This is a genomic window from Vibrio sp. B4-6 (genome assembly GCF_963888245.1).
GTDB classification, from domain to species: Bacteria; Pseudomonadota; Gammaproteobacteria; order Enterobacterales; family Vibrionaceae; genus Vibrio; species Vibrio anguillarum.
The window spans coordinates 1-14,163 of the sequence record NZ_CAWPIM010000013.1; the positions used below are offsets into that span (position 1 = coordinate 1).

The 14,163-nt window shown below is 44.5% G+C and carries 12 protein-coding genes; 4 read left to right on the forward strand and 8 right to left on the reverse strand.

The window, feature by feature from the left end; all coding sequences use genetic code 11:
* Positions 1-391 precede the first annotated feature (391 nt).
* The 3 genes from AACV20_RS05825 to AACV20_RS05835 all read left to right on the forward strand — a co-directional run bounded on the left by AACV20_RS05825 (position 392) and on the right by AACV20_RS05835 (position 4,298).
* Positions 392-2,023 carry a methyl-accepting chemotaxis protein gene (locus AACV20_RS05825; RefSeq protein ID WP_026028720.1) on the forward strand — a complete coding sequence of 544 codons (1,632 nt, stop codon included), beginning with the start codon at positions 392-394 and terminating at the stop codon, positions 2,021-2,023.
* A 54-nt stretch (positions 2,024-2,077) separates the two neighbouring features.
* A complete protein-coding gene (gene alr, locus AACV20_RS05830) occupies positions 2,078-3,301 on the forward strand; it encodes an alanine racemase (RefSeq protein ID WP_170907964.1) in 1,224 nt (407 codons plus the stop codon).
* Positions 3,302-3,443: 142 nt separating this feature from the next.
* Positions 3,444-4,298 carry an EamA family transporter gene (locus tag AACV20_RS05835; protein WP_170907965.1) on the forward strand — a complete coding sequence of 285 codons (855 nt, stop codon included), beginning with the start codon at positions 3,444-3,446 and terminating at the stop codon, positions 4,296-4,298.
* A 10-nt stretch (positions 4,299-4,308) separates the two neighbouring features.
* Here the strand turns inward: AACV20_RS05835 and AACV20_RS05840 are convergent, their stop codons facing one another.
* From AACV20_RS05840 to AACV20_RS05875, 8 genes are all read right to left on the reverse strand, one after another.
* Complete coding sequence (locus tag AACV20_RS05840) at positions 4,309-5,295, reverse strand: GGDEF domain-containing protein (RefSeq protein WP_170907966.1); 987 nt, start codon at positions 5,293-5,295, stop codon at positions 4,309-4,311.
* A 141-nt stretch (positions 5,296-5,436) separates the two neighbouring features.
* Positions 5,437-5,910 (reverse strand): DUF2947 domain-containing protein, encoded by a 474-nt coding sequence (locus tag AACV20_RS05845; protein WP_010320690.1) that lies wholly within the window; start codon positions 5,908-5,910, stop codon positions 5,437-5,439.
* Positions 5,911-5,975: 65 nt separating this feature from the next.
* On the reverse strand, positions 5,976-6,557 hold the full coding sequence (gene rimJ / locus AACV20_RS05850; protein WP_170907967.1) for a ribosomal protein S5-alanine N-acetyltransferase: 582 nt from the start codon (positions 6,555-6,557) through the stop codon (positions 5,976-5,978).
* Complete coding sequence (tyrR, locus tag AACV20_RS05855) at positions 6,554-8,098, reverse strand: transcriptional regulator TyrR (protein WP_013856782.1); 1,545 nt, start codon at positions 8,096-8,098, stop codon at positions 6,554-6,556. The genes rimJ and tyrR overlap by 4 nt, the downstream gene beginning before the upstream one ends.
* Positions 8,099-8,220: 122 nt before the next feature.
* Positions 8,221-9,246, reverse strand: coding sequence for a YcjF family protein (locus tag AACV20_RS05860; RefSeq protein WP_170907968.1), 1,026 nt, complete (start codon positions 9,244-9,246; stop codon positions 8,221-8,223).
* A complete protein-coding gene (locus tag AACV20_RS05865; RefSeq protein WP_017044762.1) occupies positions 9,243-10,622 on the reverse strand; it encodes a YcjX family protein in 1,380 nt (459 codons plus the stop codon). Before AACV20_RS05865 ends, AACV20_RS05860 begins: the two co-directional genes overlap by 4 nt.
* Before the next feature lie 145 nt (positions 10,623-10,767).
* Entirely contained in the window at positions 10,768-10,953 is a 186-nt protein-coding gene (locus tag AACV20_RS05870; protein WP_010320694.1) for a hypothetical protein, read from the reverse strand.
* Between the two features lie 104 nt (positions 10,954-11,057).
* Positions 11,058-12,578 (reverse strand): fumarate hydratase, encoded by a 1,521-nt coding sequence (locus AACV20_RS05875; protein WP_010320695.1) that lies wholly within the window; start codon positions 12,576-12,578, stop codon positions 11,058-11,060.
* 176 nt (positions 12,579-12,754) lie between these two features.
* Here AACV20_RS05875 and pabB point away from each other — a divergent pair, with 176 nt between their 5' ends.
* The gene (gene pabB, locus AACV20_RS05880) at positions 12,755-14,146 is read left to right on the forward strand and encodes an aminodeoxychorismate synthase component I (protein WP_170907969.1); all 1,392 of its coding nucleotides are present in this window, start codon (positions 12,755-12,757) and stop codon (positions 14,144-14,146) included.
* Positions 14,147-14,163: the final 17 nt, after the last annotated feature.

Genomic DNA, 14,163 nt, shown 5'->3' on the forward strand with positions numbered 1-14,163 from the left:
ATTCTGTCTTAATTGACTTTGCTGCTTCACGAGCAAAAGCTTCGAGTGCTTTCTTATCCATATTGTCCATCCTTAGCCTTTAAGGCTTAAGTTTAGACAGTTACACAGAATTCAGGACACTCTCAAATACTCAGAATGAGGGGTCGCTTGCAAATCCTCTCACCACTCTTAGGTGTTAAACCAATAATCAACCACCCTCACATCATTAAAATTAATCAATCGTTTTATCTTTGCACAATCAAACATCTGCTACTTTAATAGTATAGGTATCGTCAATTTATAGATAACATGATAATATCCGCGACCAATTAGGATGTAGATCACATTGTCGGTAAATGGATGTTGTTCGCTTAAGCGACTTTTGACAAAAACAATCAAAGGTAACTCATTCATGTTTTTAAAAAATCTATCCATCAGACAGAAAATTGCAGGCTCATTTAGCCTCATCGCTTTAATCAACATCCTCTTCGCTTGGTTTTTATATAGCGAACTCCAAGAAGTCAAAAGTCAGTTGGTGAATTTTGCCGACGATACACTGCCTGCACTACAACACGTAGATTCAATGGGAGATAAACTCTCCTATTGGCGTCGTACGCAGTTTGCTTCCTTGCTCACCGATGATATAAACGAAGTGAAACAACGCCTAGTGACTAGCCGTCAATTACAACAAGAGGTTGATGCAGGTTTAAAACAGTATGGTAAAAGTGTTTGGCCAGGAGAAGAGGAGCAAACATTCAAGAGTTTGATGGCTAATTGGGATAGTTACACAACGATCATGACTCAGTTTAATCAGGCTTTAGCGAACAATGACAAAAATAGTGCGCATAAACTGTTAAACCAATCTCTCGATAATTTTCGTCATATTGAAGCCGACATAAAAACGCTGATTGGCATCTTGCAAAAAGCAATGGATGGCAACAAAAGCTATATTCTTAAAGCAGTTGACACACTGAACACTTCATCAAGTATCAGTAATGTTTCCATTATCGTCGTCATGGTCATTATCACCCTCTTCTTGACTCGCATAATTTGTGGGCCTTTGCGTTTGGTTGTTGACCAAGCAAACGCGATTGCAGAAGGTAACTTAGCAAAACAGATCGATCGTAATGCTATTGGCAATGACGAATTAGGTGAACTTGCCGATGCCTCACAAAAGATGCAGAACAATTTACGTCAACTGATCGAAGAGATCATCTCCGCTGTAACACAACTGAGCAGTGCTGTGGAAGAGATGAGTCAAATCTCCAATATCTCAGCTCAAGGTATGAAAGAGCAGCAATATCAGATCACACAAGTCGCAACAGCGATGACGCAAATGAAAGCCGCAGTGGCCGATGTAGCACGCAACACGGAAGACTCAGCATCACAAGCAAGTAGTGCCAACACTAAAGCCAAAGAGGGTGCGACAGACAATGCCGCGATGGTGAGCTCCATTCAACAAGTGGCTACAATTATTGGTCAGGCTGGCGAAACCGTTGCAAATTTAGAACAACAATCCACACAAATTAACGTGGTACTTGACGTTATTCGTAACATCGCTGAGCAAACAAACCTATTGGCACTGAACGCTGCGATTGAAGCAGCCCGCGCTGGTGAATCTGGCCGAGGCTTTGCTGTTGTTGCCGATGAAGTGCGCACCCTTGCGGGAAGAACTCAAGCTTCAACTGGCGAAATCACAACCATTATTGAAAAATTACAAACCATGGCAGGCGAAGCAAAAGAAGCAACCGAACGTTCGCGCGTCAGCATTGACTCTTGCGTCGTTCAAGGAACCCACTCGCAGCAATTGATGGTTTCAATTGAAAACTCAGTAGCTCAAATTGCGGATATGGGAACACAAATCGCCAGCGCTTGTAGTGAACAAGATTCCGTTGCCGATGAACTAAGCCGCAACATTGAAAATATTCATACGGCTTCACAAGAAGTCGCGCAGGGTTCAGAACAAACGGCGCAAGCTTGCCACGAACTCAGTCAATTATCGGTCACATTGCAAGACGCAATGGGGCGTTTCAAACTTAACTAAAATAGAGTCAGCCCCTAACGGGGCTTTCTTGTTTTTACTTACCTAGGAGATAGAATGAATTTCAAAGCCTCTTTTCTTACACTGTCAATTGCCATGGCTTTACCCTCTTTTTCAGCGACTTCTGCACCTTTAAGCCTTAACGTCAGTGAGCCTTCTATACAAGAAATTCAGCAATCCAATACTTGGCTTGAGATCGATCTTGGCCAATTCAAACAAAATATTGAGCAGTTTAAGAGCCACATCAACAGCCAAACTAAAATTTGCGCCGTGATGAAGGCTGATGCTTACGGCAACGGTATTCGCGGTTTAATGCCAACTATTCTCGCGCAAGGGATCCCTTGTATCGCAATTACCAGTAATGCAGAGGCTAGAGCCGTACGTGAGAGCGGGTTTAAAGGCCAGTTGATGCGTGTTCGCTCTGCGAGCATTGATGAAATCGCACAAAGTGTCGAGTTCGATATCGAAGAGCTCATCGGTAGCAAAATGCAAGCTGAGCAACTCGCTCAGCTAAGCCAGCAAAAAGGTAAAACGATAAGAGTACATGTGGCATTAAATGATGGCGGTATGGGACGCAATGGTATCGATATGTCAACCGATGCAGGAAAACAAGAATCGATTGCGATTGCTACTCAAAGTGGCATACAAATTGTTGGGATAATGACGCATTTCCCCAATTACAATCCAGACGAAATCCGCAGCAAGTTGGCCAGTTTTAATACCAATTCAGCTTGGTTGATTCAGCAAGCAAACCTAAAACGCGATGAACTGATTTTGCATGTTGCCAACTCCTACACTGCTCTCAATGTACCGGAAGCACAACTTGATATGGTACGTCCTGGCGGCGTCCTATATGGCGACTTACCAACTAACCCGGAATATCCGTCAATCGTCTCATTCAAAACACGTATTGCGTCATTGCATCATCTTCCTAAAGGAAGCACTGTTGGCTATGACAGTACATACCGCGTAACCAAAGAGAGTGTTTTGGCAAATCTGCCTGTTGGCTATTCAGATGGTTACCCAAGAAAAATGGGCAATCGCGGTGACGTATTGATTAACGGTCAACGAGCAAAGGTGGTTGGAGTAACCTCAATGAACACCACATTGGTTGACGTAACCGATGTGAAAGGCGTCCTTCCTAATCAGGAAGTCACCTTGTTTGGCGCGCAAAAGCAAGGCCGAATCACTGTCAGTGAGCTGGAAGAAAACGCAGAGCTCATATTCCCTGAACTGTATACGATTTGGGGAACGGCAAACCCTCGTTTCTACATCCACTAAGCCAAGCCCACTTATTTATCTTTTGGTCCGTGAGTGTTTTGCACTCACGGTATCCCCTTTTAATTCACCGCTCGTTGTTCCTATTAACCCCTTTATTTTTCAGGCATAATCGGCCCGTTTCTTTTATTTCATATGGATGCGCATGCGACCGATTAAATCCCCTATATTCTTGGCTGTGTTAACTCTACTCTTGGCCATGACCACCATTCAATCTGGCGCGTCACTAGCCAAGCAGTTATTTCCTATTGTTGGCCCAGGTGGAACAATTGCACTGCGCGTTGGTCTCTCTGCATTAATACTGTTAATAATTTTTCGCCCATGGCAGTTACGACTTTCTCTTTCACAATGGCGCTCAATGATCATTTACGGAGCAAGCCTAGGTGGCATGCAACTGATGTTCTATTTTGCTATTGAACGAATTCCTCTTGGTATTGGGGTTGCGTTGGAGTTTTCAGGGCCATTACTCATTGCATTTCTCTCATCTAAACGCAAAAAAGATCTGATTTGGGTTGCGCTTGCTATTCTGGGTATTGTTTTTTTATTGCCCGATCTAACGGGTGTCGATGCACTTGATCCGATTGGCGTTGCACTGGCTTTAGCGGCCGGCGGATGCTGGGCAGCCTACATATGGTTTGGTCAAAGGGCGGGGAGTGTCGGTTCTGGAGGCGCAACCGTTGCGATAGGAATGACGATTGCGGCCCTGTTTGCGTTTCCAATCGGCGTTGTATTATCAGAGGCGTCTATTTTTACGTGGTCAATACTGCCTATGGCGTTATCTGTCGCGATTCTTTCAAGCGCCGTACCTTATTGCCTAGAAATGTCGGCTTTAAAGCGTTTGTCTACACAACACTTTAGTGTGTTAATGAGCTTAGAGCCCGCCATCGCCGCATTAGCTGGATTAATTATTCTTCAAGAACAATTAAGCTTAACGCAATGGATCGCCATTACGATGATCATCACTGCCTCAATGGGTAGCACGCTATCGGCGAAGAAATAAGGTGAATAGTTCAAAATAGTTCGGCACTACTGTCCCCCTCTTCGTTTTCAATGAATACACCGCTACGCAACAAGTCTTCATAACATTGTACTTGATTGCGGCCGTGGTTTTTGGCGAAGTAGAGTGCTTTGTCTGCTCTATCTAAAATCGTTGAGAGATATTCTCTTGGCGAGATAGAGCAGATACCAATGCTAAGCGTGATATGTTGAACCTGAGGAAAACGAAACTGCTCGATGTGCTGTCTAAACCTCTCGGTTCTGTTTAGCACAACCTCATACTCACTGGCAGGAAAAATAATGACGAACTCTTCTCCACCAAACCGAAACAGTTGTTCTTGATTAAGAAAAAAATTCTGCATTTGCTGAGCCACCAAGAGCAAAACTTCATCGCCAATCAGATGGCCAAAATTATCATTGATCCGTTTAAAATGGTCGAGATCAATGATGGCAACCCAAGGCATCACTGAGCCTACTGTCGTCGTTTCAGGAAGCACATCAAAGCTAAGGCGCAACCTATCCTCTAACGTCCTTCGATTCAACAACCCTGTCAGCTTGTCACGCTCATTTTCATGCAATAATAAAACGTAATTTTGGTAAATTTTAACAAAGCCTTCAATAAGCATTCGATATTGTTTGGGCGGAACTTTTAGAATCAGAGACAACCTAGCAGAAAAACTATCGTTGATCGCAATAGGGTAAATGCAATGGTATCCGTTTGTACCTAAATCTTCTATTTTGGGCTCGATATCAGAATGGTTATGTTCATAACTTGGAACCGTCTCGCCCTCATATTCCCAGTTAATTTCAAATTTTCCAGGTATCCGGCTACAGATAGTAGCTTTTGCAATGACATAGGAATGAGGTCCAATATAATGTTCTAAGCAGGCCGACTTCAGAGGCAACATCTCGACTAGAGCGCTGATGACACAATAACCCAATGACACCGCATTTTTCTGCCCCGTAATTTCAACAACAGATTGGAGAATTTTATCGCCCATACGCCCTCCCGAACATCTCTTATGATCAGTATAGGAAAGAATGGGTAGCGTGATGTTATAAAGTTTGTATCAATTAAATAACTTTCGAGTACTGTAGAACGAATAAAAAGCAGCCTAGGCTGCTTTTTATTCGTTTATTCGTTACTTTCTATTACCCAATTTGACTTTGCCATTTGAACCAAACCATAACGCTTGAGCACGGCGACGCCCCAATAAGATTGGTCCATCATCGTAAAATAAGAAATTTTTCCAGTATTTTTTAAATACCGACCATTGGGTTTCGATAATATTGTACTTTTCATAACAAAAATAAACGGTCACGTCATTTTGCCAATCAATATGGGCCAAAATATCAACGGGTAATGATTCATCGTCACTTTCCCATTCTTTCATCCAACTGATTTCATTGATCCAACTGCCTGCTTTACGAGGCCAATCTTGAGAACTTAACCTCTCTGAATCTGGGCTTTGAGCACTGATATTTTCCAGCCAAAACTGAGCCGCTCTGGCTTGAGACATGGGTTTAATATGCACCAGATCTTGCTCAGGAACTGGCATTGATTGGTGAGTGAAAATCCATTTTCTTTGGTATTGATCCAAAGGCAAATACGACATTGAATTTCCTTAATGTTTTAGCTGACTTGTGAATATAGCCGCTTTACTTTTAAAACGATAACCCATTAGCTTGGGCGCCAATCAGCATTAATCAATGCTGTTAGGTTGTGATCTTCCCATTGGCCATCAATGAGCAAATAATTTTTAGCGTGACCTTCGGCCTGAAAGCCCATTTTCATCAACACCGCTTCACTGCGTTTGTTGATTGGCATATAACCAGCCATGATACGGTGTAGGTTTTGTACCTTAAACATGTAGTGGCACGCCATTTTTAATGCACGGCCCATGATGCCTTTACCTTGTGCATTCTTCGCTAACGAATAGCCGAGATTACAAGCATAAAATGGAAAGCGTGAGAGGTTACTAAACGAAATGGTGCCAAGCATGTCACCACTGTTAATATCGATGATGAGCAAATAATAGCCTAATTGCATTTTATGCAGCTCACCAAGTTTAATCAGCCGCTGTGCCCACCCGTGAGCCTCAAAAAACGCCGCTTCTCGCTTAGGTTCCCAAGGCCGTAAATGTTCACGATTACTCGTAAAATAGGCGGCGATCATCTCCGCATCTTCAAGTTTTGCGGTTCGCACTAAAATATCATTGTCCACTTCATACACTTGGGACAAGGTGCTGCATGACTGCATCAATTTTTCCTAATTCCGTAGTCGCGTAGCTTATTGGCGATAGAGGTGTGTGATACGTTTAAACGCTTAGCCAACTTACGGCTTGAAGGGAAAGACTGGTATAAACGTTCCAAAATTTGAGATTCATACTCTTTCATAATGTCATCTAATGAGCCATCAAGATTGACATGAGTATTGCCAGTATGAACGGTTTCAAGCTGCGGCAGATGGAAGAGGTCCACTGTTAACTGATTATCAGACATCTCCGTTAGCGCCCTGAGCACCATGTTGTCCAACTGTCGTACGTTGCCTGGCCATTGGTAATGAGAGAGCTGATCCGCCAAATCTTCCGCTAGTAGTGGTTTGACCATACCCATTTTCTTAATGTGTTTCGCCACGAACAGTTCAAGCAATGGCTGAATGTCGTTAGACCGCTCACGCAAAGTAGGAATACGGAGAGTTAACACATTCAGACGATAAAAAAGATCTTCACGAAATGCGCCTGATTCGGCTAAATCTGCCAACTTGTGACGCGTCGAGGCAATCACACGAACATTAACATGAACTTCATGCTCCTCACCAACGCGGCGGAATGTACCATCTTGCAAGAAGCGCAGTAGTTTAATTTGTAAATGAGGGCTCATCTCCCCGATTTCATCGAGAAAAACGGTGCCGCCATTCGCCTGTTCAAAAATACCTTTATGGCCTTGTTGATGATTAAATGACCCTGGCGCATGACCAAACAACTCCGTTTCCGCAACATCATCCGGCATTGAAGCACAACTCAGAACTAAGAAAGGAAAGGAGGCACGGTGAGAGCGATTATGACAAGCCTTGGCCAACATCTCTTTACCCGTTCCGGTTTCGCCTTCTATAAGCAAAGGTTGATCAAGCATTGACAGCTTCTTAGCTTGGCTAATGAGCGCTTTATGGCGGTTAGAAACTCCGACAAAATGTTCAAAACCAAGGTTATTGTGTAAGGGCAAAGCATCATCGACGACGCCGCTAGGGCTTTTAGAACGAATCATCATCATGGTACTCGCCAAGGTGGATTCTTTCGACTCACCCGTAATATAAACAGGCATCATCTCCATCAGATAATCGAGACCATCGTGCACGATCTCCTCACGTTGTCGTGCTTTGTTGCCTTCAAGCCAGCGTGATAGGTTAAAGAAAGGTAATAATGCAGAAATCGGCTGCCCTATCACCTCTTTCTCTGTTTTGTTAAACAGCGATAACGCTGAATAGTTTGCCATATCAACAAACCCTTTCAGATCAATCGCCAGCACCGCATCAGGCACGTTGTTGAGTAATGAAATTAACTCGGTGTTATGCCGCTCCATGGGCATGAATTGAATTTTCCGAACATCTTTTACGCCAGAAATTCGGCGAATTTCAGCCATCAATTCACTGAATGTTTCAAAATCAATGTCAGGGCAGTTGAGGTAAATAATGCCGATGACATCGATTTCAATCCCACGTAAATCAATGTTTCTCGATGCAAGAATATCGAGCAGTTCTCGGGTTAGGCCGAGTCTATCTTCACAAGAGACTTCAAGACGCACTTAAAAATCCTAATAAAAAGTGTCAGGAAAAGTTGACAGTAGTTTCTATCAAGCCTTGTATGGCGTCAAGTTATCTCATGTTTTGAGGTTCACATTCGGGCATATTATTTGATAAATGTTGCTTATTTCACCGTAAGCGCGGCGATTCTTGCGACGATCTGTTTGCGAATCGCCCCTAATTTTACTTTTCTGTCTGGCTGCCATGTCATCGGCCTGAGCAGTGCCATGGCTTTCAAACCAAGACGAGCGGTCAATATTCCCACTCCTAAACCTTGCCCTGCCCGCGCGGATACTTTTCCGGCTAAATCCATAGAAAGGAGATCCATGCTGGCGTCGATAGCGAGTTCGCTGGCACCTGCCGCAGCCATATTAATCAATACGGACTTAAATAAAGAGAGACGAGACCAGTAACCCAATGGCACTCCATACAGTTTTGCCAGTTGATCAATCATAGTGAAATTACGCCATGCCACTAACAACATATCTGCGATGGCTAAAGGGCTAATTGCCACTAAAGCTGCCGCTTCTGTTGAATATTGTGAGACGATTTTGGTTGCTTGTTTATCTTGTTCACTCACCACTATAGCATCGTACATATCGAGTATTTCAGCATCGCTGTGTGAAGCATTAACGCTGTTTAACCAACGATCATAGGCTGGGCTTTCGGTTTTTATGCCACTTTGTTTAGCTAGAGCTTGGCAGAACGCGAGCCCATGGCCAACGCTGTCGGTTTGCATAAGCTGTTCGCTTTGCTCTTGAATACTAAAATGATGGCGAAGTGCTCGTAACTTCCACAGCTCTTTGATTAAGGTACTTAAGCCTAACGATGCCAAACCAGCAATAAATCCCGCCCATCCTAATGCTAACCAGTCCGCTGATTGAATCGCCGTGATAACTGAATCGATAGCTTGCCAACCGATTAAACCTGCAAAGCTTATAACTAATGCCGCAGCTCGCCATCTCCGACCTTGTGGTGGACGAATGATTTGCTCCAACTCTTTTTCCGCAGCACTCTCTTCATTGCTGATCGGCATTGGAATGAAGGCTTCATTATTTTGAAATTGCTGTTGAGCCGTAAGCTCTGGCGTACTCTTCTGTTGTGGTTCTAATCTTTGATTAAAGATTTGCTTGGTTTTTAAATCACTCATTTCAGCTTATCTCCAATTAAATATTCCAACGCTTTATCTAAACGGATATGAGGGCAAGGTTCATCACAGCTAAATGCTCTTGGTTTAAAACTGGTGAATTCAAACCCTTGATGGTGCCAGTACTCTTTGTTAGGTAACTTTTTCGGCACATCGCCGGGAAAAATGGTCAAAGTTTCGCCGTCGAGAGTCACACCTTGTAAGGCTGGAATGGTGCGCTCACCGCTATCAATAAAACCCGCTTGTGTGGCCTGTATCGATGCCATACTGATGCAACTCATCTCAATATTCTCATAGGCGGCGCTTTGCCAAGCAGGATGAACCATCTGCTGCAGTAACGACACCAAATGCGGGTGTTGTTCAGGGGTGACATGATCCGCTTTGGTTGCGGCAAACAGCACTTTGTCTATCTTGGGTGCAAACAGACGCTTGAGTAAACCATTACGACCATAACGAAAGCTATGCATAATCTGTTCAAGCGCACGACGCATATCCAAAAAGGAGTCGTAGCCGTCATTGAGTGGAGATAAGCAATCGACTAACACAATCTGCCGATCAAACGTGGCAAAATAATTTTTGTAAAAAGCTTTCACAACCTTGTTTTGGTATTCTTCATAGCGTGCTTTTAACATGCTGTAATTACTATTGGGAGCCGGCTTGTCTTCACCGTACGGATTACGGCATGGGAAAAATTGCAGAACAGGCGCACCTTCTAGCTCTCCCGGCAACACAAAACGCCCCGGTTGCACCCAATGTAAACCAGCATTTTTACACGCGTGCAAATACTCCGTAAACAGCATCGACAGTGAAGCAAGCTTTTGCTCATTGGTATCATGCGTTACATCAAGTTTAGCTAACCCCTCAAGCCACGGCTCGGCTAATGAGGAACGCAGTCCACTTAGCGCTGAAAACTGCTGTTCTGACCACTGTTCATAGGTCATTTCGAGCAGAGGCAGATCCAACAGCCATTCACCCGGATAGTCGATAATATCGAGATAAAGTGTGGCCGTGTGACCAAATAATTTTTTACTGCGCTTTTTAGGTTTGTATTTGATCGCTAGGCGAATTTCGCTGACGTCACGAGTGGGCACAGGCCAATGTGGAGGTTCGCTGTGTAACTGTGACATCGCTTCATCGTAAGCAAAGCGTGGAACCATTAAGTTAGTTTGAGGGACACGTTTTGCACCCACAATGCGTCGGTCACGCGTTGCGGAAAATAGCGGTAAATTATCATGGGTAGAGGTGTGCAGTAATTGGTTCACTAAGGAGGTAATAAAAGCCGTTTTCCCCGCTCGCGATAACCCCGTGACAGCAATTCGAACATGCGAATCTAATCCACGGTTAATTAAATCAGTCATTTCTCGACGAATGTGCTTCATTCACTCACTCCACTTCATTTGATGACGCTACTTTATGTGTATTCACCTTAATCAGAGATGAACAAAAAGCCCCTGACAAGAATCAGAGGCTTAGGCTTTTTTGGCCAAAAAAATCGCTGTTCTGTGTTGAGCTGCTCACATCGGCTCAATCATCTTCTATTAATTTATAAATCACAAACAATGCAGCCTCAAGCATCACCCATAACACGCAGGTGATTGTGACGTACTTATCATCGAAGATGCTGATGCCATGTAGAATAAGGTCATAGCCGAGGAAAACCCCAACCACAATAGCGATAATAATTTGTAATATTTTAATAAAACGAGGCATCTACCCTCCTAGTTTTGCAAATGAGCATTTCAATTATCTACTTATTTTATAGACGATAACTGCAGCCTAAGCTGCAGTTATCGTGAGAACGCGATGAGATCAGATTAAGCTTTCTTTTGAGCTTCGGCAATCTTCACTTTCCATGTGTCTGGGCCTATTTGGTGAGCATTCGCGCCACGCGAGTCCACCGCAACCGTGACTGGCATGTCTTCAACTTCGAATTCATAAATGGCTTCCATACCTAAATCTTCGAATGCCACCACGCGTGCTTTCTTAATCGCTTTCGCCACTAAGTAAGCCGCGCCACCCACCGCCATCAAGTAGACCGCTTTGTGGTTTTTGATTGACTCCACCGTCGCAGGGCCACGCTCTGCTTTGCCTATCATCCCCATAATGCCCGTTTCATCAAGCATCATGTCGGTAAATTTGTCCATGCGAGTCGATGTCGTCGGGCCTGCTGGACCAACAACTTCATCACCCACCGCATCAACGGGGCCAACGTAATAGATAAATTTACCTTTAAGATCGACGCCTTTAGGCAGCCCTTCGCCATTTTGCAACATTGCTTGGAGTCGTTTATGTGCGGCATCGCGGCCCGTTAAAATCTTACCGGAAAGAAGCAGTGTTTCACCGGTTTTCCACTCTTGAACCTCTTCTTTAGTGACCGCATCAAGGTTGACGCGGCGCGCGCTTGCTCCTGCGTCCCACACAATTTGTGGCCAATCTTCTAGCTTTGGTGGTGTAAGTTCAGCAGGGCCCGTGCCGTCTAGCGTAAAGTGAACATGGCGGGTCGCCGCGCAGTTAGGGATCATACAAACAGGTTTAGACGCGGCGTGAGTCGGCGCTGTTTTGATTTTTACATCCACAACGGTGGTTAAGCCACCAAGCCCTTGCGCACCAATGCCTAAACGGTTCACGCGGTTAAAAATATCTAACCGCAGTTCTTCTTCCGCATTTTGTGGACCACGATCAATCAGTTCTTGAATATCGATATGCTCCATCAATGATTCTTTAGCAAGCACAGCAGCCTTTTCCGCGGTGCCGCCAATACCAATGCCGAGCATACCCGGAGGGCACCAACCCGCCCCCATCAAGGGTACGGTTTTTTCTACCCATTCAGCAATGTCATCGGAAGGATTGAGCATTACCATCTTGGTTTTGTTCTCACTGCCGCCGCCTTTGGCTGCGATTTGAATGTCGACTTTATTTCCTGGCACCATATTGATATGAACGACAGCAGGCGTATTGTCTTTAGTATTAATACGCTTACCAGCAGGATCCATTAATATAGAAGCGCGCAATGGGTTATCTGGATTGGTGTACGCTTGACGAACTCCTTCATCAATCATTTCTTGCACCGTGAGATCAGACTCCCATTGCACATTCATACCAATGTTGACAAAACAGGTTACAATGCCGGTATCTTGGCAAATGGGTCGATGCCCTTCTGCTGACATGCGCGAGTTAATGAGAATTTGTGCGATCGCATCTTTCGCAGCTTGACTCTCTTCTCGATGATAAGCCTTTTCTAGCGCTTGAATGAAGTCCAGAGGGTGGTAGTAAGAGATATATTGAAGAGCGTCAGCGACACTGCTGATCACATCCTGCTTGCGAATTACCGTCATTGCGTGCCTCGTTATTGTTATGCTTCCCTTGACTGTTGCATGTTCCTCATTCAATAAGCGGTAAGCTTCTCAGCAAAAAATCAACTTATTGATGTGATTCAATCAAGTAGCAGCTTTTAATTTGCATTTTATGATACTCTTGCTTTACTCAACACGCCATGCAGTGATCGGTCTCTTTGTCACAAATTACGCAAATGAACAACAACGAATTCAATCATATCCAAGTTAACGCACTGACTTACCATGTCGATCTCGCTCACCAATTGTTTTCTAAAATCGAAGACTGCCCGTGGGCTATGCTGTTGCGCTCCGCCTCTAAGACGCATATCGATAGCCGTTTTGATATTTTAGTCGCTGAACCACTGGTCACCTTAGTGACACAAGGGGATAAAACGACGGTATGCGAACCGCAGTCTCGTTATGATTCTCAGGTAGACCCATTCCAACTGCTCAAACAGTTGCAGCAGCAGTATTTGCCCGATGTTCAAAGCGATATAGACCTTCCTTTCGTGGGCGGTGCACTCGGTTATTTTGCCTATGACTTAGGGCGGCAGATAGAACGAATTCCAACGCTTGCTGAGCACGATCTATCCACACCTGATATGGCGATTGGTCTCTATCAATGGGCTGTGGTCGTTGATCATTTGCACCAAGCCGCCTACGTGGTGGGCAATCATATTGATGAAGCATGGCAGTGGCTCAACACTCAGAACTCCAAAAACAACGGCCATTTTGTATTACGCTCTGATTGGCAATCCAACATGAGTAAAGAGAGCTACCAACGGAAATTTGAGCAAATCCAGCACTATTTGCTCAGTGGTGATTGTTATCAAATCAACCTTGCACAGCGTTTTCAAGCGCATTATGAAGGCAGTGAATGGCAAGCTTATCAAAAACTGGAAGCGTTTAATTGCGCACCATTTTCGGCTTTTATTCGCCTAGAGAAGTCAGCGATTTTGAGTGTCTCTCCCGAACGTTTTATGCAGGTCAAACACAACATCATCGAAACTAAGCCGATAAAAGGCACCCGACCAAGAAGCGATAACCCCAGCATTGACGCCGCTAACGCGGCAGACCTTGCTTGCGCAGAAAAAGATCAAGCAGAAAACTTGATGATCGTTGACCTATTACGAAACGATGTTGGCCGTGTGGCAAAACCGGGGTCTGTACATGTGCCTAAGCTGTTCGATATTGAAAGTTTTCCTGCCGTGCATCACCTTGTGAGTACCATTCGCGCAGAACTTGATTCCACCTATTGCGCGGCCGATCTATTAAGAGCCAGCTTCCCCGGAGGCTCAATTACTGGCGCACCAAAAGTACGTGCAATGGAAATTATTGAGGAGTTAGAGCCTCACCGCCGTAGCGCTTACTGTGGCAGCATCGGCTATATTAGCCGCCACGGGACAATGGACAGCAGTATTGCTATCCGAACTTTGGTGGCAGAGAAGCAACAACTGCACGTTTGGGCTGGTGGCGGTATTGTTGCCGATAGTCAGTGTGAGCTTGAATATCAGGAGACACTGGATAAACTGAGCCGAATTTTACCTGTGCTCGAACAACCTCGTTAACCTTTCCAAGGTTTATT

What these genes read in the sequence shown, in the direction of transcription:
- AACV20_RS05825 (WP_026028720.1), top strand. Translation starts at nt 392, where the DNA reads ATGTTTTTAAAAAATCTATCCATCAGACAGAAAATTGCAGGCTCATTT.
- alr (WP_170907964.1), top strand. Translation starts at nt 2,078, where the DNA reads ATGAATTTCAAAGCCTCTTTTCTTACACTGTCAATTGCCATGGCTTTA.
- AACV20_RS05835 (WP_170907965.1), top strand. Translation starts at nt 3,444, where the DNA reads ATGCGACCGATTAAATCCCCTATATTCTTGGCTGTGTTAACTCTACTC.
- AACV20_RS05840 (WP_170907966.1), bottom strand. Translation starts at nt 5,295, where the DNA reads ATGGGCGATAAAATTCTCCAATCTGTTGTTGAAATTACGGGGCAGAAA.
- AACV20_RS05845 (WP_010320690.1), bottom strand. Translation starts at nt 5,910, where the DNA reads ATGTCGTATTTGCCTTTGGATCAATACCAAAGAAAATGGATTTTCACT.
- AACV20_RS05860 (WP_170907968.1), bottom strand. Translation starts at nt 9,246, where the DNA reads ATGAGTGATTTAAAAACCAAGCAAATCTTTAATCAAAGATTAGAACCA.
- AACV20_RS05865 (WP_017044762.1), bottom strand. Translation starts at nt 10,622, where the DNA reads ATGAAGCACATTCGTCGAGAAATGACTGATTTAATTAACCGTGGATTA.
- AACV20_RS05870 (WP_010320694.1), bottom strand. Translation starts at nt 10,953, where the DNA reads ATGCCTCGTTTTATTAAAATATTACAAATTATTATCGCTATTGTGGTT.
- AACV20_RS05875 (WP_010320695.1), bottom strand. Translation starts at nt 12,578, where the DNA reads ATGACGGTAATTCGCAAGCAGGATGTGATCAGCAGTGTCGCTGACGCT.